General features: G+C 52.1%; 25 protein-coding genes, 1 tRNA gene and 1 pseudogene. 13 read left to right on the top strand and 14 right to left on the bottom strand.

Annotation, left to right across the window (positions count from 1 at the left end):
• Positions 1 to 2: 2 nt before the first annotated feature.
• The 4 genes from OGV80_RS23785 to uvrY all read right to left on the bottom strand — a co-directional run bounded on the left by OGV80_RS23785 (position 3) and on the right by uvrY (position 3,319).
• A tRNA-Gly gene (locus tag OGV80_RS23785) sits at positions 3 to 78 on the bottom strand.
• A 151-nt stretch (positions 79 to 229) separates the two neighbouring features.
• Complete coding sequence (gene pgsA / locus OGV80_RS23780; protein WP_043016768.1) at positions 230 to 778, bottom strand: CDP-diacylglycerol--glycerol-3-phosphate 3-phosphatidyltransferase; 549 nt, start codon at positions 776 to 778, stop codon at positions 230 to 232.
• A gap of 55 nt (positions 779 to 833) precedes the next feature.
• Positions 834 to 2,666: an excinuclease ABC subunit UvrC gene (uvrC, locus tag OGV80_RS23775; RefSeq protein ID WP_087052593.1), complete on the bottom strand. Its 1,833-nt coding sequence runs from the start codon at positions 2,664 to 2,666 to the stop codon at positions 834 to 836.
• Positions 2,663 to 3,319, bottom strand: a complete 657-nt coding sequence (uvrY, locus tag OGV80_RS23770; protein WP_003834023.1) for a UvrY/SirA/GacA family response regulator transcription factor — start codon at positions 3,317 to 3,319, stop codon at positions 2,663 to 2,665. Before uvrY ends, uvrC begins: the two co-directional genes overlap by 4 nt.
• Positions 3,320 to 3,615: 296 nt before the next feature.
• On the opposite strand from uvrY, the pseudogene OGV80_RS24545 reads away from it, so the two are divergent.
• The 3 genes and pseudogenes from OGV80_RS24545 to OGV80_RS23760 form a co-directional block, all read left to right on the top strand.
• Positions 3,616 to 3,696: pseudogene (locus OGV80_RS24545) on the top strand (hypothetical protein); the annotation flags it as partial.
• Positions 3,669 to 3,782 (top strand): hypothetical protein, encoded by a 114-nt coding sequence (locus OGV80_RS23765; protein WP_140389851.1) that lies wholly within the window; start codon positions 3,669 to 3,671, stop codon positions 3,780 to 3,782. The pseudogene OGV80_RS24545 and the gene OGV80_RS23765, both read left to right, overlap by 28 nt.
• Entirely contained in the window at positions 3,779 to 4,003 is a 225-nt protein-coding gene (locus OGV80_RS23760) for a DUF2594 family protein (RefSeq protein ID WP_286515824.1), read from the top strand. Before OGV80_RS23765 ends, OGV80_RS23760 begins: the two co-directional genes overlap by 4 nt.
• Before the next feature lie 66 nt (positions 4,004 to 4,069).
• Here OGV80_RS23760 and sdiA read toward each other — a convergent pair whose 3' ends face one another.
• The 8 genes from sdiA to OGV80_RS23720 form a co-directional block, all read right to left on the bottom strand.
• Positions 4,070 to 4,792, bottom strand: coding sequence for a quorum-sensing transcriptional regulator SdiA (gene sdiA, locus OGV80_RS23755; protein WP_043016771.1), 723 nt, complete (start codon positions 4,790 to 4,792; stop codon positions 4,070 to 4,072).
• Positions 4,793 to 5,022: 230 nt separating this feature from the next.
• Positions 5,023 to 5,775 (bottom strand): L-cystine ABC transporter ATP-binding protein TcyN, encoded by a 753-nt coding sequence (tcyN, locus tag OGV80_RS23750; protein WP_003030477.1) that lies wholly within the window; start codon positions 5,773 to 5,775, stop codon positions 5,023 to 5,025.
• Complete coding sequence (tcyL, locus tag OGV80_RS23745) at positions 5,772 to 6,440, bottom strand: cystine ABC transporter permease (RefSeq protein ID WP_003030474.1); 669 nt, start codon at positions 6,438 to 6,440, stop codon at positions 5,772 to 5,774. Before tcyL ends, tcyN begins: the two co-directional genes overlap by 4 nt.
• 21 nt (positions 6,441 to 6,461) lie before the next feature.
• Positions 6,462 to 7,448, bottom strand: a complete 987-nt coding sequence (gene dcyD / locus OGV80_RS23740) for a D-cysteine desulfhydrase (RefSeq protein ID WP_032943823.1) — start codon at positions 7,446 to 7,448, stop codon at positions 6,462 to 6,464.
• Between the two features lie 107 nt (positions 7,449 to 7,555).
• On the bottom strand, positions 7,556 to 8,356 hold the full coding sequence (gene tcyJ / locus OGV80_RS23735) for a cystine ABC transporter substrate-binding protein (RefSeq protein ID WP_043016773.1): 801 nt from the start codon (positions 8,354 to 8,356) through the stop codon (positions 7,556 to 7,558).
• A 225-nt stretch (positions 8,357 to 8,581) separates the two neighbouring features.
• A complete protein-coding gene (fliZ, locus tag OGV80_RS23730; protein WP_016153478.1) occupies positions 8,582 to 9,133 on the bottom strand; it encodes a flagella biosynthesis regulatory protein FliZ in 552 nt (183 codons plus the stop codon).
• A gap of 57 nt (positions 9,134 to 9,190) precedes the next feature.
• Positions 9,191 to 9,910, bottom strand: a complete 720-nt coding sequence (gene fliA / locus OGV80_RS23725) for an RNA polymerase sigma factor FliA (RefSeq protein ID WP_016153479.1) — start codon at positions 9,908 to 9,910, stop codon at positions 9,191 to 9,193.
• A 162-nt stretch (positions 9,911 to 10,072) separates the two neighbouring features.
• A complete protein-coding gene (locus OGV80_RS23720) occupies positions 10,073 to 11,572 on the bottom strand; it encodes a FliC/FljB family flagellin (protein ID WP_087052592.1) in 1,500 nt (499 codons plus the stop codon).
• A gap of 255 nt (positions 11,573 to 11,827) precedes the next feature.
• Between OGV80_RS23720 and fliD the strand changes: the two genes are divergently transcribed.
• The 4 genes from fliD (at position 11,828) to amyA (ending at position 15,581) form a co-directional block, all read left to right on the top strand.
• Positions 11,828 to 13,231 (top strand): flagellar filament capping protein FliD, encoded by a 1,404-nt coding sequence (gene fliD, locus OGV80_RS23715; protein WP_043016777.1) that lies wholly within the window; start codon positions 11,828 to 11,830, stop codon positions 13,229 to 13,231.
• A 15-nt stretch (positions 13,232 to 13,246) separates the two neighbouring features.
• The gene (gene fliS / locus OGV80_RS23710) at positions 13,247 to 13,654 is read left to right on the top strand and encodes a flagellar export chaperone FliS (RefSeq protein ID WP_043016778.1); all 408 of its coding nucleotides are present in this window, start codon (positions 13,247 to 13,249) and stop codon (positions 13,652 to 13,654) included.
• On the top strand, positions 13,654 to 14,025 hold the full coding sequence (gene fliT / locus OGV80_RS23705) for a flagella biosynthesis regulatory protein FliT (protein WP_003030458.1): 372 nt from the start codon (positions 13,654 to 13,656) through the stop codon (positions 14,023 to 14,025). The genes fliS and fliT overlap by 1 nt, the downstream gene beginning before the upstream one ends.
• Positions 14,026 to 14,093: 68 nt before the next feature.
• On the top strand, positions 14,094 to 15,581 hold the full coding sequence (gene amyA, locus OGV80_RS23700; RefSeq protein ID WP_075146002.1) for an alpha-amylase: 1,488 nt from the start codon (positions 14,094 to 14,096) through the stop codon (positions 15,579 to 15,581).
• Positions 15,582 to 15,621: 40 nt separating this feature from the next.
• On the opposite strand, the gene yedD is transcribed toward amyA, so the two are convergent.
• The gene (gene yedD, locus OGV80_RS23695) at positions 15,622 to 16,035 is read right to left on the bottom strand and encodes a lipoprotein YedD (protein ID WP_043016780.1); all 414 of its coding nucleotides are present in this window, start codon (positions 16,033 to 16,035) and stop codon (positions 15,622 to 15,624) included.
• A 164-nt stretch (positions 16,036 to 16,199) separates the two neighbouring features.
• Between yedD and yedE the strand changes: the two genes are divergently transcribed.
• Together yedE and yedF are read left to right on the top strand one after the other, a co-directional pair.
• A complete protein-coding gene (gene yedE / locus OGV80_RS23690; protein WP_370867271.1) occupies positions 16,200 to 17,426 on the top strand; it encodes a selenium metabolism membrane protein YedE/FdhT in 1,227 nt (408 codons plus the stop codon).
• Complete coding sequence (gene yedF, locus OGV80_RS23685; protein ID WP_000790504.1) at positions 17,423 to 17,656, top strand: sulfurtransferase-like selenium metabolism protein YedF; 234 nt, start codon at positions 17,423 to 17,425, stop codon at positions 17,654 to 17,656. Before yedE ends, yedF begins: the two co-directional genes overlap by 4 nt.
• Before the next feature lie 54 nt (positions 17,657 to 17,710).
• On the opposite strand, the gene fliE is transcribed toward yedF, so the two are convergent.
• Positions 17,711 to 18,025 carry a flagellar hook-basal body complex protein FliE gene (gene fliE, locus OGV80_RS23680; RefSeq protein ID WP_043016782.1) on the bottom strand — a complete coding sequence of 105 codons (315 nt, stop codon included), beginning with the start codon at positions 18,023 to 18,025 and terminating at the stop codon, positions 17,711 to 17,713.
• A gap of 216 nt (positions 18,026 to 18,241) precedes the next feature.
• On the opposite strand from fliE, the gene fliF reads away from it, so the two are divergent.
• The 4 genes from fliF to fliI are packed head-to-tail and all read left to right on the top strand — an operon-like array spanning position 18,242 to position 22,985.
• On the top strand, positions 18,242 to 19,924 hold the full coding sequence (gene fliF / locus OGV80_RS23675) for a flagellar basal-body MS-ring/collar protein FliF (protein WP_043016783.1): 1,683 nt from the start codon (positions 18,242 to 18,244) through the stop codon (positions 19,922 to 19,924).
• Positions 19,917 to 20,915 (top strand): flagellar motor switch protein FliG, encoded by a 999-nt coding sequence (gene fliG, locus OGV80_RS23670; RefSeq protein ID WP_003030443.1) that lies wholly within the window; start codon positions 19,917 to 19,919, stop codon positions 20,913 to 20,915. Before fliF ends, fliG begins: the two co-directional genes overlap by 8 nt.
• Positions 20,908 to 21,615: a flagellar assembly protein FliH gene (gene fliH, locus OGV80_RS23665; RefSeq protein ID WP_043016784.1), complete on the top strand. Its 708-nt coding sequence runs from the start codon at positions 20,908 to 20,910 to the stop codon at positions 21,613 to 21,615. The genes fliG and fliH overlap by 8 nt, the downstream gene beginning before the upstream one ends.
• Positions 21,615 to 22,985 (top strand): flagellar protein export ATPase FliI, encoded by a 1,371-nt coding sequence (gene fliI / locus OGV80_RS23660; RefSeq protein ID WP_047410431.1) that lies wholly within the window; start codon positions 21,615 to 21,617, stop codon positions 22,983 to 22,985. Before fliH ends, fliI begins: the two co-directional genes overlap by 1 nt.
• Positions 22,986 to 22,995: the final 10 nt, after the last annotated feature.

The raw sequence follows: 22,995 nt of genomic DNA, 5'->3' as shown, positions 1-22,995 counted from the left end.
TTTGGAGCGGGAAACGAGACTCGAACTCGCGACCCCGACCTTGGCAAGGTCGTGCTCTACCAACTGAGCTATTCCCGCATCACCAAGTAAGTTTGTTAATCACTTGATTTTGTTATCGTCTGGCAATCAGTGCTGCCGTTCGATGCGTTGCATTCTACTTACCTGACGCAATGAGTCAACGATATTTTTCACCACTGACGATCGTTTGCTGAAATTTGCGCCGAAACGATCACTGTTCAAGCAAATCTCCCCATGCAGCGCTCAAATACTGGAACATTGACCACAAAGTCAGTATCGCGGCGACGAAGAAAAGTGCGATCCCGGCGTACTCTACCCAGATATTTGGACGCCACAGCAACCATGCGAGCGCGGCCATTTGCGAAGTAGTTTTCACTTTACCGATCCAGGACACTGCCACACTGCTGCGTTTACCCAGCTCGGCCATCCATTCACGCAGCGCAGAGATAATTATTTCACGCGCGATCATCGTGGCGGCAGGCAGCGTCACCCACCAGCTGTGATAGTGTTCGGTCACCAACACCATCGCGATAGCCACCAGCACTTTATCAGCAACCGGATCGAGGAAGGCACCAAAACGGGTGCTTTGGTTCCAGCGACGTGCCAGAAAACCGTCAAACCAGTCGGTGACCGCCGCAATACAGAAGATCAGCGCACAAACGAAGGGAGCCCAGGTAAATGGCAGATAAAAAGCCAATACAAAGAATGGGATCAGGATGACGCGAAACAGCGTGAGCAACGTAGGGATATTAAATTGCATATGACGGATAACTATCTGTTGTCAGTGAAATTACCCCTATGTTGCTACAGAGGGCCTAATGTTTCAACGAGTAGAAGATCTTTTCTGCCAGAGCTTGCGAAATACCCGGCACTTTTGCAATTTCTTCGATACTCGCGTTACGAAGACCTTGCAAACCGCCCATATATTTCAACAACATCTGCCGACGCTTTGGACCAACGCCTTCAATGGTCTCAAGCGTACTGGTACTTTTCACCTTCGCCCGTTTTTTACGGTGCCCGCTAATCGCATGATCGTGAGATTCATCGCGGATATGCTGGATAACGTGCAATGCAGGCGAATCAGGCGGCAGGCTAAAGCCCTCACCTTCCGGCTCAAAGAACAGCGTTTCCAGGCCGGCTTTACGATCGGCCCCTTTTGCCACCCCCAACAAGAGTGGGTGCTGTTTGTCCCAGGGAACATCCAGCTCCGCAAAAACGGCTTTCGCCTGCCCTAACTGACCTTTACCGCCGTCGATCAATATGACGTCCGGAATCTTACTGTCTTCAATCGCCTTACCGTAACGCCGACGCAGAACCTGATTCATGGCCGCATAATCGTCACCCGGCGTAATGCCAGTGATGTTATAGCGGCGATATTCTGCACGCAGCGGACCATTGGCATCGAATACCACGCAGGAGGCTACCGTCTGCTCGCCCATCGTGTGGCTGATATCAAAACATTCCATGCGTTTTACTGCCGGTAGCTTAAGTACCGATGCCAGCGCCGTCAGACGTTGGGTAATGGTCGACTGCTGGGAAAGCTTCGTGGTTAACGCCACCGCCGCGTTGGTTCTCGCCAGCTTCAGATAACGAGCGCGATCGCCTCGCGGTTTCGTCTGAACGTTAACCTTCCGCCCGGCCAGCTCAGACAAAGAATCCGCCAGCAGGGTTTTATCGCTAAGATTAAAATCGAGCAGGATCTCACCGGGGAAGGTGCGCATCTGGCTTCCCTGCAAATAGAACTGTCCGACAAAGGTTTCGACGACCTCGCCGAGTTCTGTTCCACTCGGTACTTTCGGGAAATAGCTGCGACTGCCTAACACTTTCCCCTGGCGAATGAACAGAACGTGCACACAGGCCATGCCAGCGTCAAACGCCACGCCGATGACGTCCAGATCGTCTCCGGTATTTGAGACAAACTGTTTTTCAGTCACGCGGCGTACGGCCTGAATTTGATCACGAATGCGGGCAGCCTCTTCAAATTCGAGATTTTGGCTGGCCTTTTCCATCCGGGCGATCAGTTGCGTTAATACCTGATCGTCTTTCCCGGACAGGAACAGACGAACGTAATCAACCTGCTGCGCATACTCTTCTTCACTCACCAGACCCGCGACACACGGACCGAGGCAGCGACCAATCTGATATTGCAGACAAGGACGCGAGCGATTGCGATAAACACTGTTCTCGCACTGACGAATAGGGAAGATTTTCTGCAGCAGCGCCAGCGTCTCACGTACAGCATAACCGTTAGGGAACGGTCCAAAGTACTCGCCTTTGGCATGCTTAGCCCCACGATGCATCGCCAGGCGAGGATGGGTATCGCCGCTGAGGAAAATAAAAGGATAGGATTTATCGTCGCGCAGCAAAACGTTGTAGCGCGGCTGATACAGCTTGATGTAGTTGTGCTCAAGCAGTAACGCTTCGGTTTCGGTGTGCGTTACCGTGACATCAATCTGCTGTATTTGCGCGACCAGCGCTTCGGTCTTACGCGACGCGAGGTTGCTACGGAAGTAGCTGGAAAGCCTTTTTTTCAGGTCTTTCGCTTTCCCGACGTAGATGACCGTCCCGGCGATATCATACATACGATACACGCCGGGCTGACTGGTCACGGTTTTCAGGAACGCTTTGGCATCAAACTGATCGGTCACTGGCTTGTTAATGTCTCCGCATTACACAGGCCATGGCGAATTGCCAGATGAGTCAGCTCAACATCGCCGTGAATGTTTAATTTACTGAACATTCGATAGCGATAGCTGTTCACCGTTTTAGGACTAAGATTCAGCTGTTCTGAGATCTCATTGACCTTCTGACCTTTGGTGATCATCAGCATAATCTGCAACTCACGTTCAGACAAACTGGCAAACGGGGTTTCCGTTTTCTCAGGCTCAATCTGGCTGAGCGCCATTTGCTGAGCGATATCGGAGGCAATATAACGTTGGCCGGAAAAAACCGAACGAATCGCACTCACAACTTCCTGGGGGGCGGCTCCCTTGCTGAGATAGCCCGCAGCTCCTGCCTGCATGACTTTAGCAGGCAACGGGTTTTCGGTATGGACCGTCAGCATGATCACTTTAATGTCAGCCGTTGAACGCGCAATTTTACGCGTTGCCTCAAGGCCACCAATACCGGGCATATTCATGTCCATCAGCACGACGTCAACGGAATTTGAGCGACACCATTTTACCGCATCTTCACCGCAGCACGCCTCACCGACAACTTTAATGCCTTTTATATCTTCAAGAATGCGTCGTATCCCTGCGCGCACCAGTTCGTGGTCATCAACAAGAAAAACGTTGATCAAAGGAATATCTCCAGAATAGGGATAACGCTACCGATAGTTAATCGGTCCTATGTTAACGGGTTTTATCTCAACTTTGAAATGTAAAAAACGCCCGACTTTCGATTTTGCTCTCGTTTTTGGAAATTAGATTGTACGACGGGTGGAAACATTCAGTACTGGCAACCTTCGGCCACGGTTATATCTGCATAGCTGTTTCATAATAGTGACAAAAAAATCATATTCCTTCGCTGAATGCGAACCAGGCAGTTAAAGTTGTAACAATAATTAACGAAGAAAATACTCGAAATAAACATCAAGTGGAGAAAATATATGCAGTGCAACATGTTGTTTATTTTAATGTCACCCACTTTTGTTTGCGCAAAAAACAACCGCTGATATTTTTAGCCTCACTTATGGTATACTCCGCCGCCTTAAGATTTCACATCGCACTTTTTCATTGAAACATAACGAGGAAAATAAATGAGTACGCCTGACTTTTCCACTGCTGAGAATAACCAGGAACTGGCCAATGAAGTCACCTGCCTGAAAGCCATGTTAACGCTGATGCTGCAGGCAATGGGTCAAGCTGATGCAGGACGCGTGATTATTAAAATGGAAAAACAGATCGCACAGATTGAAGATCAATCACAGGCTGCGGTATTTTCCAGCACTGTTAAGCAAATTAAACAGGCCTACCGCCAGTAATAAGAAACCGGCTGAAAGCATCGCTATCAGCCGGTTCTGCGTCTGACACTCAGAACGATAATTTATTCAGATAAGCCCGGTCGCAGCGGCGTAACAGGCAATCTGCGTTTTGTTTGGCGCATTGAATTTCTTTTGCATATTCTTCTGGTGAAAGTTAACGGTATTTTCAGAAATCGAGAGAATTATTGCTATTTCTGAAGATGTTTTGCCCTCAGCGGTCCATTTCAATATTTCTTTTTCCCGCTTGCTAAAGCGCATCTCTGGCGCCATGACCATGTCATCTTCCAGTCGCGTCAGAACGGATAAACTTTCCCGCACCAAGAGCTGCATCCTGAGCTCCACTTCATCATTCGCAAAGCGACTATTGCGGATACTTGCACGTGACACCGATAAAAATCCCAACGCTCGATTAGGTAACATTAAGCATTGCGTCATCCCTTTACGTAAACCATGATTGCGCGCGGCATCCCACAGGGGCTGCGCATCGCGAAATAAGGTGTCGTTCCAGGGTAAATGCCCCTGACTGAAGTTTTCAGGCTTCAGCACCGGATCAATCGCGAAATAATTCTCGGACTGATAATGCGCCACCCAGGCTTTGGGATACGTCGTGTGAAGTGATGTTTTGGGCCGGGTAAAAGGTACGGGATGACGAACACATAGCGCGTAAAAATCGAACTCTAAGTGCTGCGTCTGTTGCTGTAATTCATTATAGACATCCTCTGCCGTCGCCATTTCCTGAAAGCGTAACAGCATGCTCCGTCGCCAGGTGAAGAAATCATGATCCTGCATACTAAGTGGTATTGCCCCTGAGATTGATAATCATCCAAACATATGAAACAAGCTAACACATAAATGTATTTTATATATGCAAATTATCGGACAAAGGAACAATTACTTGAGCGTTACTCAACGGCGAGAGGAAGTAACAGAATCGGGGGTTGATAATAAAGCAATATTTATAAATAGTTATGCGAGCAGTACTCACCCAAAACATTATCGGTGAGTACTGTATGCACAATTTATTGCATCAGAAACTTTTCAAGAAACTGACGGGTTCGTGGCTGTTGCGGATGCGTGAACAGGGATTTAGCGGGGCCCTGCTCCACGATCCTGCCTTGATCCATAAATATCGCCCTGTCGGCCACATCGCGGGCAAAGCTCATTTCATGCGTCACAATCACCATGGTGCGTTTTTCCTGCGCCAGTTGACGGATGGTATTAAGTACCTCGCCAACCAGTTCAGGATCGAGCGCAGAGGTCGGCTCATCAAAAAGAATAACCTCTGGTCGCATCGCCAGCGCCCGGGCAATAGCCACGCGCTGCTGCTGCCCACCGGACAAACGCCGCGGATAGCTGGTTTCTTTACCTGCCAGGCCAACCTTCGCCAGCAGTTCGCGCGCACGTGCTGTCGCTTCGGCTTTCGGCTCGCCTTTAACAATCACCGGGCCTTCAATAATGTTTTCCAGCACCGTACGATGTGGGAACAAATTAAAGTTCTGAAACACAAACCCCACGTGCTGGCGCAACTGACGAATCAGGCCTTTTTGCTGAGTTAACGAACGTGCGGTATCAATGGTAATCTCACCCACTTTAATGGTGCCCGCCTCCGGTTGCTCCAGCAAATTAATGCTACGCAACAGCGTGGTTTTGCCGGAACCGCTCGGCCCGATAATCGCCACGACCTCACCGGGTTTAACGTCGAGATCGATCCCATGTAACACCGTTTGCCCATGGAATTTTTTGACCAGGTTTCTGACTTCGATAGCACTCATTTCGGCTCTCTCTCCTGGCGGTTCAGTTGTTCTTCAAAATAGTTTTGCAGTGCGGAAAGCACCGTCGCCATCACCCAGTAAATCAACGAGGCCGCCAGATACATTGTGAACACTTCCAGAGTACGCGAGGTAATCAGCTGCGCCTGGCGGAACAGTTCCGGTACCTGAATAGTGGCAGCCAGAGAGGTGTCCTTCACCAGGCTAATAAAGCTGTTGCTCAGCGGCGGGAGCGCAACCCGCGCGGCCTGCGGCAGGATCGCCCGGCGCATGGTTTGCCATCTCGTCATGCCAATACTGGCGCCCGCCTCCCACTGCCCTTTGTCGATGGAAGAGATTGCCGCACGCAGGGTTTCCGCAGCATAGGCTGCCGTATTAAGCGACAAGCCAATCATCGCCGCCGGGATGGGATCCAGCTCAATACCAAACTGCGGCAGACCGTAATAGATCATGAACAGTTGGGCAATCAACGGCGTTCCGCGAAAAATTGAGATATAAAAGCGCGCCAGCCAGCGCACAGGCAACAGCGGCGACAGACGCATCAGCGCCAGGATAAACCCCAGCACGAGGCCAAAGAACATCCCGCCGATGCTCAGTTGCAGCGTAAAAACCGCACCTTTGAGCAGGTACGGCAGAGAATCAATCACCAGTTGGATACTTTCATGCATTAGCGTTTTTCTACCTGGTCGTTACACGTGAGGATGGTAGGCAAACAGCGCAGGCGCCCCACCAGTATGAATAAAGAGAATTGGCCCTTCATCTTTGAAGCGTTTCTGGCTGATGCCGTCAATCAGACCTGCCATCGCCTTGCCGGTATACACCGGATCCAACAAGATACCTTCCAGCCGTGCCAGCAGTTTTACCGCCTCCATGCCCTCTTCGTTTGGCGTACCGTAGCCCGGCGCAAAATAATCGTCCCATAGCAGGATATCCGCGGAGGCCGTCAGTTCCAGTTCTCGGGCAATATCCTGCTGTAGCGTAACAACTTTGGGTTTTTGATCCGCCACGCTGCGCGAGACAGTCACGCCGATAAGTTCGACGTCTGGCATCAATTGTTCCAGACCGACGGCAAGTCCGGCATGCGTTCCCGCACTGCCCGAGGCAACCACTACGGAAGAGAGCGCAACAGCGCCTTCACACTGTTGGGCTATTTCCAGCGCACTTTCCACATAACCCAGTGCGCCCAGCGCATTAGAGCCTCCAACCGGGATCACATACGGGCGGAACCCTTGCGCTTCAATACGCGTCGCCAACTCCTGCAGTTGTGCATTCGGATCGGTCAGCGCATCGCACATTTCAATTTGCGTATTAAACAGGTCCAGCAGCAGACGGTTGCCATTGGTGAGATAGTTTTCCGCAGTGGTGCCAATCGGATTTTCCAGCAGCGCCACACAGTGCAGACCGAGCTTAGCCGCTACCGCCGCCGTCTGGCGAACGTGGTTAGACTGAATCGCACCGGCGGTTATCAGCGTATCAGCGCCTTCACGCAGCGCGTCTGCGGCGAGAAATTCCAGCTTACGCAGCTTATTGCCGCCCATGGCCATCGGCGTGACGTCATCGCGTTTGATGAAAATATCGCGCCCGAGGTAGTCGGAAAAGCGTGGAAGATATTCGAGCGGTGTTGGCGCGCCAATAAATTCCAGACGTGGAAAGCGCGTTAAGTTATGCAGCGGCATACAGCCTCCGGTATTCGTTGTTGTGATGTTCTTTTTATTATGCACGTTCAGGCGCAATGAAATAAAAAAAGGCGCTGTTAAAGGCGCCTTTTTTCATCGGATGACGATTATTTCGTCACATCCGCTCCAAACCATTTTTCAGACAGCGCTTTCAGCGTACCGTCTTTTTGCATTTCGGCAATGGCAGCATCAACCGCTTTCAGCAGATCTTCATTGCCTTTGCGCAGCGCCACGCCGGACTCCTGGCGGGAGAATGCTTCACCGGTAACGGCCAGCGTATCCTTGGTTTTTTTCACCAGGTCCAGTGCGGCCAGGCGGTCAACCAGAATGGCATCGATACGGCCTACGCGCAGATCCTGGTATTTGGTCGGATCATCATCATAGGTACGAATATCCACGCCCTGCACGTTCTGACGCAGCCACTCTTCATAGTTGGTACCCAGACCAACGCCGACTTTTTTACCTTTCAGATCGGCAGCAGTCTTAATAACGCCTTCATTGCCTTTCTTCACCAGCGCCTGAATACCAGACACAGTATACGGGGTAGAGAAATCGTATTTTTTCTTCCGTTCGTCAGAGATGGTCACCTGGTTGATGACCACGTCAATGCGTTTGGAATCAAGAGAGGCCAGCATACCGTCCCATTTGGTCGGTTTGAGCGAGGCTTTCACACCCAGATGTTTAGCCAGCTCCTCGGCAAATTCCACTTCAAAACCGGTCAGCTTGCCGTCATCGCCCTGAAAACTAAACGGGGGATAGGTCCCTTCCAGGCCCACCAGCAGCGTGCCGCGCTCTTTAACTTTATTTAACAGACCTTCATCCGCATAAGTCTTTACGCTCATTCCGGCGACAAGTGCAACAGCCATTACACCCATCAGAGCCTGACGTCCCAGAAGTGCTAATTTCATAGTTACCCCGAATATTGTCATTAGTGACTGCTATTTATACACAAAATCATTCTAGTTGCATCAAGGCGGCAAGCGAGTAAGTCCCCAGGAGCTTACTAAAGTAAGTGACTGGGGTGAATGAGCGCAGCCAACACAGAGGCAACTTGAAGGATGACATGTTTATGAGCGTAGTGTAGAGCGCTTGTCGTGATCCACAAACATCACTCTGTTACACCTTATTCGTTTTTAATATATATCAGAACTGGCTGTCCAGGAGGATTTCTGCATATGTCCCATATGGGTATGGGCTTTGAACTGCTCATACTTACGCAAGGCGATGCGGTAATTGTTGGTGCTGGTTTCCGGCAGCCACGGGGCAAGGTTTTCGTCGAGGAACCCTTCCTGCAGCAGGTCGTGAGAGATATTTTGTTCGGTCAGATGATTTCCGAGGCGGCGCAGGCGGACAACGTATTCACGTACCGTGCCGTGGCTCATTTCGGTCTGCTCGAATAAAAATTGTTTAAAACCGATAATGTCAAAAAAGTCGCTCTGCTCTTTGCAGTGCAAATCACCGCAAAAACGACACAGTGCCACCCACTCTTTTTTTTCCTGTTCCCACTCAGCTTCATTGAGCAAAGTGTCCAGTCGGGCGATGGCGATTTTATTCACAATTTGCCCGCGGCGAACCAACGTGATCCGGTCGAGCAGCTTAAAGCAATGGGCGCAATGCGTCTGGCTGTGTTTGAAATCTTTGAGGTAGCGGCTTAGAGGCCGTCTTTTTGATTGCTGCACCGTCATGAGAACTCCTGGTAGTCAATTCGTAATGCGGCATTGTTCAGGGGTAATAATGTACCCCTATAGCTTACCCAGCTTGGTGCGTAGACGTTTGATGGCCTGACTGTGCAACTGGCTGACCCGTGATTCCCCGACTTCCAGTACCGCGCCAATCTCTTTCAGATTCAGCTCTTCCTGGTAGTACAGCGTTAACACCAGCTTTTCGCGCTCCGGCAACGCCTCGATCGCGTCCATCACGCGCTGGCGGAGGTTACCCTCAAGTAGCTGTTGTAACGGGTTTTCCTGCTGATGTTCTTCCGTCACCAGCTCAATACTATCGCCATGCTCTTCCCGCCACTCGTCATAAGAGAAGAGCTGGCTGTTATTGGTATCAAGCAACATCTGACGATACTCTTGCACAGGAATAGCCAGACGCTCCGCCACTTCGGTTTCAGTCGCGTTACGCCCTAATTCCTGCTCCAGTTGTCCCATCGCCTGTGCCACTTCGCGAGCATTGCGCCGAACGCTACGCGGCACCCAGTCCCGGCTACGTAGTTCGTCCAGCATCGCTCCACGAATACGCTGCACTGCGTAAGTGGTAAATGCCGTTCCTTGCAAAGCGTCATATCGGTCAACTGCATTCAATAACCCGATGCCGCCCGCTTGTAGCAGGTCATCCAGTTCTACGCTCGCCGGCAAACGCACCTGAAGGCGCAATGCTTCGTGACGCACCAACGGTACATAACGCTGCCACAGCGAGTGTTTATCCATTACACCTTCAGCGGTATACAGTGAATTCACGATAAACAGCCCTGCGTTAAATGAGTTATCGGCATGATTATCCGTTTCTGCAGGGGTTTTAATCGGGTGAATAGTGGGTGAAATGGGGGGTTATTTAGGGGTTACGGGTAAAGCTAATTATAAAAAACCCCGCCGGAGCGGGGTTTGCGCAGTAAGCGTAAATTAACGCAGCAGAGACAGAACGTTCTGCGTGGTCTGGTTAGCCTGTGCCAGTACAGAAGTACCTGCCTGTTGCAGAATGTTTGCACGAGACATGTTGGACACTTCGGTCGCGTAGTCAGCATCTTCGATACGGCTACGTGCTTCAGACAGGTTGTTTACGGTGTTACCCAGGTTGGTGATGGTAGAGTTGAAACGGTTCTGTACCGCACCCAGGTCGGAACGCAGGTCAGCAACCTGAGCCAGCGCTGCGTCGATTTTAGCCAGTGGGCCTTCAGTTTTCACGGCAGCGACTTCGTTCAGCGCTGCACCAGATTTGAAGTTGTGATCTTTTACGCTGGATGCCAGGTACTGTTTTCCACCTACGGTAGCGATTTCAGTTTTACCGTTCACACCACCAAACTGAACAGCGGCTTCTTTGCTAACACCTTTATCGTCGGTGTATGCAACAGTTTTAGCAGTGATTTTGCCGTCTTTGTAATCAGCAGCGTAGTATTTGCCACCGTTTTCCAGAGCATAGCCGCCATCAATCACTTTACCGTTTTTGTCTTCAAAAGACATTTTCACCAAGGTGGTGTTGGCAGCAGTTGCACCGGTAACACCTGCATCAGCCAACGCTGTTGCTGCATCTGTTGTAACTGGTTTAGCTGCAGGAGTATCTACAACCTGATTTTTGGTAACGGTTGTAGTTTCTGCTTTGGTAATGCCTGTTGCATCTTTAGCACCAAAGGTTACGGCACCAGTAGTCCCATCGATTGTCGCCTTGTACATGCCGTCACCTTTGGTTGGATCCGTTTCATCCGAACCAGTGACGCTTATATAATGCTGACCATCTTTAAACTCAATCGTCGCCTTACCTTTACCAGCAGTGCCCCCAACTGCAGTATCAATTAACCCTTGAGCAGGTCCGGTAAGAGCGACACCGTCTTTATAGGTTGCTGCACCTACAACTGTAGCGCTAGTCTTATAACCGTCCTGCACGCTCAGGCTATCCAGACCCAGAGTTTTGGAGTTAATTTCTTTCAGGTTGATATCGATGGTTTCGCCATCGTTGGCACCGACCTGGATGGTCAGGGTGTTGTCTTTCGCCAGCACTTTCACGCCGTTGAACTGGGTCTGACCAGATACGCGGTCGATTTCGTTCAGACGCTGAGTGATTTCAGCCTGGATAGAGTCGAGGTCAGACTGGGAGTTGGTACCAGTAGAAGACTGAACCGCCAGCTCACGAACACGCTGCAGGTTGTTGTTGATTTCAGACAGAGAACCTTCAGTGGTCTGCGCGATGGAGATACCATCGTTGGCGTTACGGGACGCCTGAGTCAGACCTTTGATGTTAGAGGTGAAGCGGTTAGCAATCGCCTGACCAGCAGCATCATCTTTCGCGCTGTTGATACGCAGACCAGAGGACAGACGCTCGATAGCGGAGCTCAGGGAAGACTGAGATTTGTTCAGGTTATTCTGGGTCAACAGCGACAGGCTGTTTGTATTGATGACTTGTGCCATGATCTTTTCCTTATCAATTACAACTTGATGTTATTGGGCTGTTGCCCACGGTTTCTCACCGTAACCCTTGTATCGGCACCTTAATTTCGAACTTTAGAAAATTTTTACTTTCCGTCGTTTTTTTTCTTAGCCGCTGAAATACCCTCTATATGCACCACTATTCCGCGCATTATTTTTGCAAAACTATTATTAAACTTTGCGCGCAGATTGCCGATAAAGCGGTTAACTACTGTTTGCAATCACAAGGAATTAGGCATGCCTTCATTTACATCACTGGGCGTTGGTTCGAACTTACCGCTGGATACATTGCTGACAAACTTAACCACTGCTGAGAAAAAGCGTTTAACGCCGATTACTCAGCAGCAGAGCGCTAACACCTCGCGTCTGACCGCGTATGGCACGCTAAAAAGTGCATTAGAAAAATTTCAGACTGCGAATACCGCACTGAACAATGCCGATCTGTTTAAAAGCACCACTGCTACCAGCAGCACAGAAGATTTAAAAGTCAGCACCACCGCGGGCGCTGCTCCAGGGAAATACACCGTCAGCGTCACTCAACTGGCGCAGGCACAGTCATTATCGACTACGGCGAAAATTACCTCGACTAAAGAACAGTTGGGCGATACCAGCGTCGATGAACGTACGATTACGATTTCCCAACCGGGCCGTAAAGAGCCACTGGAAATCAAATTAGGCAAAGGCGAAACCTCACTGGAAGATATTCGCGATGCCATAAATGATGCCGACAGCGGTATTTCCGCAAGTCTGGTGAAGGTTAAAGAAGACGACTACCAGTTGGTGTTAACCGCAGAAAGCGGCACTGAAAGTGAAATGACCATCTCGGTGTCCAACGACGCAAAACTGAGCGATTTACTGTCCTATGACAGCAAAGCCGGCAGCGGGAAAATGAAACAGCTGGTCGGGGCGCAAAATGCGCAATTGACGGTCAACGGCATTGATATTGAACGTCAAAGCAATACTGTAACTGACGCTCCGCAGGGCATCACGCTCCAGCTGACCAAAGAAGTAAAAGATGCGTCTATCACGGTAACAAAAAGTGATGAAAAAGCCACCACGGCGATCAAGGCCTGGGTAGAAGCCTATAACTCACTGGTGGATACCTTTGGCACGCTGACGAAATATAAAGAAGTTGAACCGGGTGAAGCGGCCAGCGCCGATAACGGCGCGTTACTGGGCGACAGTGTTCTCCGTACAATTCAAAACGGCATTCGTGCGCCATTTGCTAACAGCGGCAGCGAGTCCCCGTTTAAAACCATGTCTGAGATTGGTATTACGCAGGATGGCGGCACTGGCAAGTTAAAAATTGATGAAGAAAAACTGGCTAAGGCACTGAAAGATAACACGGCAGCGACCCGTGAACTGTTGGTGGGTGACGGCAAAGAGACCGGTATTACCACTAAGATTGCCACCGAAGTAAAAAGCTATCTGGCCGATGACGGCATTATCGATAATGCGCAAGACAATATTAACGCCAACCTGAAGCTGCTGACTAAACAGTATCTGACCGTCAGCAACAGTATTGATGAAGTCGTTGCTCGTTATAAAGCCCAGTTTACCCAACTGGATTCCATGATGAGTAAGCTGAACAGCACCAGTACCTATCTGGGCCAACAATTTTCAGCGATGAATAATTCCTGATAACACGAGGTAAGCATGTATACCGCGAGCGGTACCAAAGCCTATGCACAGGTCAGCGTGGAAAGCGCCGTAATGAGCGCCAATCCACATCAGCTGATTGAAATGTTGTTTGATGGTGCGAACAGCGCCCTGGTGCGCGCTCGCCTGTTTATGCAGCAGGGTGATATCGTCGCCAAAGGTGAAGCGTTAAGTAAAGCCATCAATATTATTGATAATGGCCTGAAAGCCGGCCTGGACCACGAAAAAGGGGGAGAACTCGCCACCCATCTCTCTTCATTGTATGACTATATGGTTCGCCGCTTACTGCACGCTAATCTGAATAATGATTGTCAAGCCATTGAAGAAGTCGAAGGGTTACTCGGCAACATTGCGGATGCCTGGAAACAGATCTCACCGAACGCGTCGTCCCAGGAGTCTCGTTAATGACCTCAGCCGTGGAGTTTATCAACCGTTGGCAGCGCATCGCGCTACTCAGTCACTCGCTGCTGGAACTGGCGCAGCGTGGTGAATGGGACCTTTTACTGGAACAGGAAGTTACCTATCTGCAAAGTATTGAAGTGGTCATGGAAGAGCAAACTCCACCAGGCATTACGCGAAGTATTCAGGACTTAGTGGCCGGGTACATTAAACAGACGCTGGATAACGAACAACTGCTCAAAACATTGTTGCAGCAGCGCCTGGATGAACTCAGCAATCTCATCGGTCAGTCGACGCGCCAAAAGACGCTGAATAACGCCTATGGTCGTCTTTCCGGCATGCTGTTAGTCCCCGACGCCCCCACTGCCCCACAATAATTTCCCGTCTCGTCTGAATTATCTTCCATACTCCAGAGGTCGGCCAAACGACTTCTGGAGCACGGAAGATGAAAAATCCCACGTTATTGCAGTATTTTCACTGGTATTACCCTGAGGGCGGTCAACTCTGGCCCGAACTTGCCGAACGCGCAGGCGGACTCAATGACATCGGCATCAATATGGTGTGGTTACCTCCCGCCTATAAAGGCGCATCCGGCGGCTACTCCGTTGGCTACGACTCCTACGATCTGTTTGATCTGGGCGAATTCGACCAAAAGGGAACCGTCGCCACCAAATACGGCGATAAAAACCAGCTGCTGGCGGCGATAGACGCGCTAAAACACAATGATATTGCCGTCCTGCTCGACGTGGTGGTCAACCACAAAATGGGCGCGGATGAGAAAGAGAATATCCGCGTTCAGCGGGTTAACGCCGACGATCGCACGCAAATAGATGATGAGATAGTCGAATGTGAAGGCTGGACGCGTTACACCTTCCCTGCCCGCGCAGGCCAGTACTCGCAATTCATTTGGGACTTTAAATGTTTCAGCGGCATTGACCATATCGAAAATCCAACCGAAGACGGCATTTTTAAAATCGTTAACGACTACACCGGTGAAGGCTGGAACGATCAGGTTGATGATGAGTTGGGTAATTTTGATTATCTGATGGGCGAAAACATCGATTTCCGTAATCACGCGGTCACCGAGGAGATCAAATACTGGGCTCGCTGGGTGATGGAGCAAACCCAGTGCGACGGTTTTCGCTTAGATGCCGTGAAACATATTCCGGCATGGTTTTATAAAGAGTGGATCGAGCACGTACAGGAAGTCGCTCCCAGGCCACTGTTTATCGTCGCGGAATACTGGTCCCACGAGGTCGATAAGCTACAAACCTACATTAATCAGGTGGAGGGGAAAACCATGTTGTTCGATGCCCCTTTGCAGATGAAATTCCACGAAGCCTCCCGTCAGGGTCGTGATTACGACATGAGCCAGATTTTCACCGACACGTTAGTGGAGGCCGATCCATTTCATGCCGTAACGCTGGTAGCCAACCACGACACTCAGCCCTTACAGGCGCTCGAAGCCCCTGTCGAGCCGTGGTTTAAGCCGCTGGCCTATGCGTTGATCCTGTTACGAGAAAACGGCGTGCCGTCGGTGTTTTATCCTGACCTCTACGGAGCGCATTACGAAGACACTGGCGGAGATGGCGAAACCTATCCTATCGACATGCCGATCATCGAGCAGCTTGATGAACTGATCCTCGCGCGCCAACGCTTCGCGCACGGGGTACAGACGCTCTTTTTCGATCATCCTAACTGTATTGCTTTTAGCCGCAGCGGAACGGATGAAGATCCCGGCTGTGTGGTGGTCCTGTCTAACGGCGATGATGGGGAGAAGACAATTAATCTCGGCGCGAATTATGGCAATAAAACCTGGCGTGACTATCTGGGAAATCGCGAAGAAAGCGTGGTCACCGATGAAAACGGTGAAGCAACGTTTTTCTGTAACGGCGGTAGCGTCAGCGTGTGGGTAATTGAGGACGTGTTGTAAAACTTAACCCCGGTGGCCGTTGGCTACCGGGGCGTATAACTTATGGCAGTGGCGTGGCCAGCGGCGTTTTCTTTAACGCGTCAGCACATTCCTGCGTCGGGCGATCGACCCGCTGCAGCGTCATACCGTCATATTCCAGCGTATTGCCTTCCCGCTCAATCTCATACAGCTCGCGTTTCACCGTCACGTTGGTGAGATCGCCTGAAATCATCGTCAGTTTCCCCGGCAGGGCAATGACCCGCTGCCACTGGCGACAATCCAGCGTATCGCCCTCTTTTGTTACCACCAGGCTGGCAATCGCTTCCGGGCTGACCAGGCTGCGTTGCGGACCTTTTGACTGCCAGTATCCTTCCAGACCGGCTGGCGCTGGCGTTTTCACCACGTCGTTATAATTTTCTACTTCGGCGCATCCGGTAAGCGCCAGAAATACACCAACGATTGCTAATTTTTTCATCATTCATCCTGCATGCGAAGAAAATGGGATTGTGGCATTAAAGGCCTGATGCCGCCAGCCTTTCGGCTGCGTTGAGAAAGATTGATCCAGACGGTATTACCTCTTATTACTCATAGTCAAAAATTCTGATCGGTGTAGTATCCACACTTCTTGTTACATACCTTCTGAGTTCAGAGGCAAAACGCATGTCATGGCAACACTTCAAACAGGCCTGGTTAATTAAATTTTGGGCCCCCGCCCCTGCGGTCATCGCAGCGGGTATTCTCTCTACTTATTATTTCGGCATTACGGGAACCTTCTGGGCCGTGACCGGAGAATTCACTCGCTGGGGTGGTCAAATCCTGCAACTTTTTGGCGTGCATGCCGAAGAGTGGGGATACTACAAATTGATCCATCTCGAAGGCTCGCCCCTGACCCGCATTGACGGGATGATGATCCTCGGCATGTTTGGTGGCTGTTTTGCTGCCGCGCTGTGGGCAAACAACGTCAAATTACGCATGCCGCGCAGTCGGGTGCGCATTATGCAGGCGATAGTCGGCGGGATGATCGCCGGTTTCGGTGCCCGACTGGCAATGGGCTGTAACCTGGCCGCATTCTTCACCGGCATTCCGCAGTTCTCGCTACACGCCTGGTTTTTCGCACTGGCAACGGCTATTGGCTCGTGGTTTGGCGCACGCTTTACCCTGCTGCCGATGTTCCGTATTCCGGTCAAAATGCAGAAAGTCTCCGCCGCTTCACCGTTGACGCAAAAACCGGACCAGGCCCGTCGCCGTTTTCGCCTCGGCATGCTGGTGTTTATCGCCATGATCGGCTGGGCGCTACTCACCGCAATGGATAAACCCAAGCTCGGTCTGGCGATGCTGTTTGGCGTCGGGTTTGGTCTGCTGATTGAACGGGCGCAGATCTGCTTCACCTCCGCCTTCCGCGACCTGTGGATTTCCGGTCGCACCCATATGGCAAAAGCGATCATCTTCGGGATGGCGGTCAGCGCCATCGGTATCTTTAGCTACGTGCAACTTGGCGTTGAGCCTAAAATCATGTGGGCGGGTCCAAATGCGGTGATCGGCGGCTTGCTTTTCGGCTTCGGTATTGTTTTAGCGGGCGGGTGTGAAACCGGCTGGATGTACCGCGCCGTTGAAGGTCAGGTACATTACTGGTGGGTTGGTCTGGGCAACGTAATTGGCTCGACCATTCTGGCCTACTACTGGGATGACTTTGCTCCCGCGCTTGCCACCAACTGGGACAAAGTGAATCTGCTTAACACCTTCGGCCCGCTCGGTGGTCTGCTGGTGACCTATCTGCTGTTATTTGCCGCGCTGATGCTGATTATCGGCTGGGAAAAACGTTTCTTCCGTCGCGCAGGGCTGACGCCTGCCAAGGAGTCTGTATGAAAAATATCGTGCCTGATTATCGCCTCGATATGGTCGGCGAACCGTGCCCGTACCCGGCTGTAGCCACGCTGGAAGCGATGCCGCAATTGAAGAAAGGTGAAATTCTGGAAGTGGTGAGCGATTGCCCGCAGTCAATCAACAATATTCCACTGGATGCGCGTAATCACGGTTATACGGTGCTGGATATTCAGCAGGATGGCCCAACGATCCGCTATTTGATTCAGAAATAACTCGTTGCCGGATGGCGCTGCGCTTATCCGGCAAACATTCTCTGCACGCAGTCTCTACACCTGCATCGACATCACTTCCTGATACGCCGACACCAGTTTATTACGCACCTGAATACCCATCTGCATCGATACCGACGCTTTTTGCATATCGGTCATCACATCATTCAGCGCAATACCCGGTTCACCGAGGGTAAATTTCTCAGCCTGCACACGGGATGCGGTTTGCACATCGCTGATCCTGTCTAACGCTGCATGCAGTTGACCGGCAAAACTCACGGTCGGTTGTGGCTGCAAATCCTGCATTTTTGCTGACATCGCCGTGGTCTGTAGCTGGCTGATGACCCCTTCAATCCCCTGTATTGCCGACATTCTGATCCCCTGGATGATTTTTTACGTAGTTGAGATTACCAGTTAGTCAATAAGATAAAGGCGTTAAATAACGATAAAAAACCACGGTTTTTAACGCATAGAAAAATTCGAAACCGCAAATAATGAGACCGTCAATTTTTCGAGTTTGCTGACCCGGGAGTGAGTCTTGTTCCACTTTGCAAAAAACGCCGTCCACGATAAGCCACGAGGTGCGAGATGAGTGCGACAGCATCGACTGCAACCCAGCTTAAACCTCTCGAGTGGTTAAACCGCCTGCGCGCGAATCCCAGAATTCCTCTGATTGTGGCGGGAGCCGCTGCCGTCGCTATCATCGTGGCGATGGTCCTGTGGGCCAAAGCGCCTGACTACCGCACGCTGTTCAGCAATCTTTCCGATCAGGATGGTGGCGCGATTGTCACCCAACTGACGCAGATGAACGTTCCCTACCGTTTTACTGAGGGAAGCGGCGCCATTGAAGTTCCTGCCGATAAAGTCCACGAACTGCGCTTACGTCTGGCGCAACAAGGCCTGCCGAAAGGCGGTGCGGTGGGCTTTGAACTGCTGGATCAGGAAAAGTTTGGTATCAGCCAGTTTAGCGAGCAGGTCAACTACCAGCGTGCGCTGGAAGGTGAATTAGCCCGTACCATTGAAACGCTGGGACCGGTAAAACGCGCCCGCGTGCATCTGGCAATGCCGAAACCGTCGCTGTTTGTGCGTGAACAAAAAGCGCCTTCAGCCTCCGTCACCGTCAATCTCGAGCCGGGCCGCGCCCTCGATGAAGGTCAGATCAGTGCGGTCACGCATTTGGTCTCCAGCGCTGTTGCAGGCTTACCTCCGGGCAACGTTACGCTGGTCGACCAGGCGGGTCACCTGTTAACTCAGTCGAACACCAGCAGCCGCGATCTTAACGATGCGCAACTGAAATACGCCAGCGATGTTGAGGGCCGCGTTCAGCGTCGTATCGAATCGATCCTGTCGCCGATTGTCGGCAACGGTAATGTACACGCTCAGGTCACCGCACAGCTGGATTTTGCCAACAAAGAGCAAACCGAAGAGCAGTATCGTCCAAACGGTGATGAGTCCCAGGCCGTGCTGCGTTCACGTCAGTTGAACGTCAGCGAACAGGTTGGTAGCGGAGCGCCAGGCGGCGTCCCGGGCGCATTGTCTAATCAGCCTGCTCCGGCAAATACCGCGCCAATCGCCACCCCACCGGCTAATCAGCAAAACGCGCAAAATACGCAAAACCCGCAAACGGCGAATAACAGCAATAATGCCGGCCCGCGCAGTACGCAGCGCAATGAAACCAGCAACTATGAAGTCGACCGTACCATTCGCCACACCAAAATGAACGTTGGCGATGTACAGCGTCTCTCGGTGGCAGTAGTCGTCAACTATAAAACCTTGCCAGACGGCAAACCGTTGCCGTTAACCGCCGAGCAGATGAAACAGATTGAGGATCTGACCCGCGAAGCGATGGGCTTCTCAGACAAGCGTGGCGATACCCTGAACGTGGTGAACTCTCCCTTCACGGCGACCGACGATTCCATTGGCGAGCTACCGTTCTGGAAACAGCAGTCCTTTATTGATCAGTTAATGTCCGCAGGTCGTTGGTTACTGGTTCTGTTAGTCGCCTGGATCCTGTGGCGAAAAGCTGTTCGCCCGCAGTTGGTTCGTCGCAGCGAAGAAGCAAAAGCCGTTCAAGAGAAAACGCGTATCCGTCAGGAAACCGAAGAAGCGGTTGAAGTTCGCCTCAGCAAAGACGAACAAACCCAGCAGCGTCGAACTAATCAGCGTCTGGGTGCAGAAGTCATGAGTCAGCGTATTCGTGAAATGTCAGATAACGATCCGCGCGTCGTGGCGCTGGTCATTCGCCAGTGGATGAGTAACGATCATGAGTAATGCCCTTACCGGTACCGATAAAAGCGTCATCCTGCTGATGACCATTGGCGAAGATCGCGCGGCGGAGGTGTTTAAGCACCTTTCCACGCGCGAAGTTCAGGCGCTCAGTACAGCGATGGCGAACGTACGCCAGATCTCCAACAAACAGTTGACGGAAGTGCTGGCCGAGTTTGAGCAAGAAGCAGAACAGTTTGCCGCACTGAATATCAACGCCAACGAATATCTACGCTCCGTGCTGGTGAAAGCGCTTGGCGAGGAACGTGCCTCCAGCCTGCTGGAAGATATTCTGGAAACCCGCGATACCACCAGCGGCATTGAAACGCTCAACTTTATGGAGCCGCAAAGCGCCGCCGACCTTATCCGCGACGAGCATCCGCAGATTATCGCCACCATTCTGGTGCACCTCAAACGGGGTCAGGCTGCCGATATTCTGGCGCTGTTTGACGAACGTTTACGTCATGACGTCATGCTGCGTATCGCCACATTCGGCGGCGTACAGCCTGCCGCGCTGGCAGAACTGACCGAGGTACTCAACGGTCTGCTCGATGGCCAGAACCTCAAGCGCAGCAAAATGGGCGGCGTGAGAACGGCGGCAGAAATTATCAACCTGATGAAAACCCAGCAGGAAGAAGCCGTTATTACCGCCGTACGCGAATTCGACGGCGAACTGGCACAGAAAATTATCGACGAGATGTTCCTGTTCGAAAACCTGGTGGACGTCGACGATCGCAGCATCCAGCGCCTGCTGCAGGAAGTGGATTCCGAATCGCTGCTGATTGCCCTGAAAGGTGCCGAACAGCCGCTGCGCGAGAAGTTCCTGCGCAACATGTCGCAACGTGCTGCCGATATTCTGCGCGACGACCTCGCCAACCGCGGTCCGGTGCGTTTGTCGCAAGTGGAAAACGAACAGAAAGCCATTCTGCTTATTGTGCGTCGTCTGGCGGAAACCGGCGAGATGGTGATAGGCAGCGGCGAGGATACCTATGTCTAACGAACTGCCATGGAAAGTCTGGACCCCGGACGATCTCGCCCCACCAATGGCGGAGTTCATACTGGCCGACCACAGCGAAACGCCGCTGTCAGAAGAGTCCGACGAGCCGGAACTCTCTGCAGAGCAACAGCTTGAGCAGCAGCTTGCACAGTTGCAAATGCAAGCCCATGAGCAAGGCTATAACGCGGGCCTGGCGGAAGGTCGACAAAAGGGCCACGAACAAGGTTATCAGGAAGGTCTGAACCAGGGGCTGGAGCAAGGTCAGAGCCAGGCGCGCGCTCAGCATGCGCCGATTCATGCCCGCATGCAGCAGTTGGTGAGCGAATTTCAGAATACGCTGGACGCACTGGACAGCGTTATCGCCTCACGCCTGATGCAAATGGCGCTGGAAGCCGCGCGTCAGGTGATTGGTCAGACGCCAATCGTGGATAACGCGGCGTTGATTAAGCAAATCCAACAGCTGTTGCAGCAGGAGCCGTTGTTTAGCGGTAAACCGCAATTGCGTGTGCATCCGGACGATCTCCAGCGTGTGGAGGAGATGCTCGGTGCGACCCTCAGCCTGCACGGCTGGCGGTTGCGCGGCGATCCGACGCTGCATCACGGCGGTTGTAAAGTCTCAGCCGACGAAGGCGATCTGGATGCCAGCGTCGCCACGCGTTGGCAAGAACTCTGCCGTCTGGCAGCGCCGGGAGTCGTGTAATGACCACTCGCCTGACTCGCTGGCTCAATACACTGGACAACTTCGAAGAGAAAATGTCGCTACTGCCTGCGGTGCGCCGTTACGGTCGACTGACCCGTGCCACCGGGCTGGTGCTGGAGGCCACGGGATTACAATTGCCGCTCGGCGCCACCTGCGTTATTGAGCGTCAGGACGGCAACGAAACCCAGGAAGTCGAAAGTGAAGTTGTGGGCTTTAACGGTCAGCGTCTGTTTCTGATGCCGCTCGAAGAGGTCGAAGGCGTTTTGCCTGGCGCGCGCGTGTACGCAAAGAACATTGCTGGCGAAGGTCTGCAAAGCGGCAAGCAATTACCGCTTGGCCCTGCACTGCTCGGGCGGGTGCTAGACGGTAGCGGCAAACCGCTCGACGGACTGCCCGCCCCGGATACCACCGAAACCGGGGCGTTGATTACTCCGCCGTTTAACCCGCTCCAACGTACCGCGATTGAACACGTACTGGATACCGGCGTACGTCCCATCAACGCGTTGTTAACCGTTGGTCGCGGCCAGCGTATGGGACTTTTCGCAGGCTCCGGCGTTGGTAAAAGCGTTCTGCTCGGCATGATGGCGCGCTATACCCAGGCCGATGTTATCGTCGTGGGCTTGATTGGCGAACGTGGCCGTGAAGTTAAAGATTTCATTGAAAATATCCTCGGAGCCGACGGTCGCGCACGCTCGGTGGTGATTGCCGCTCCGGCAGATGTCTCGCCGCTATTACGTATGCAAGGCGCGGCCTATGCTACGCGTATTGCTGAAGATTTCCGCGATCGTGGACAGCACGTATTGCTGATTATGGACTCCCTCACCCGCTACGCGATGGCGCAACGTGAGATAGCCCTGGCGATCGGCGAGCCGCCGGCAACCAAAGGTTATCCCCCTTCAGTATTCGCCAAATTACCGGCGCTGGTTGAACGTGCCGGGAACGGTATTCACGGCGGCGGTTCAGTTACCGCGTTTTATACGGTACTGACCGAGGGTGACGACCAGCAGGACCCCATTGCGGATTCCGCGCGCGCGATTCTGGACGGCCACATTGTGCTGTCACGTCATCTGGCTGAGGCGGGTCACTATCCGGCCATCGATATTGAAGCCTCGATCAGCCGCGCTATGACCGCGCTCATTAGTGAACAACACTATGCGCGGGTGCGTAACTTTAAACAGTTGCTATCCAGCTTCCAGCGCAACCGCGATCTGGTTAGCGTGGGGGCGTATGCCAAAGGCAGCGATCCCATGCTGGATAAAGCCATCGCCTTATGGCCGCAACTGGAAGCGTTCTTACAGCAAGGCATCTTTGAACGGGCTGACTGGGAAGATTCTCTGCAAGCTTTAGAACTGATTTTCCCTGGTGTGTGATTAAGCAGGA

It is taken from the genome of Citrobacter sp. Ce119 (assembly GCF_030334525.1).
GTDB lineage: Bacteria > Pseudomonadota > Gammaproteobacteria > Enterobacterales > Enterobacteriaceae > Citrobacter > Citrobacter europaeus.
This window is presented reverse-complemented; position numbering and strand designations above follow the sequence as displayed.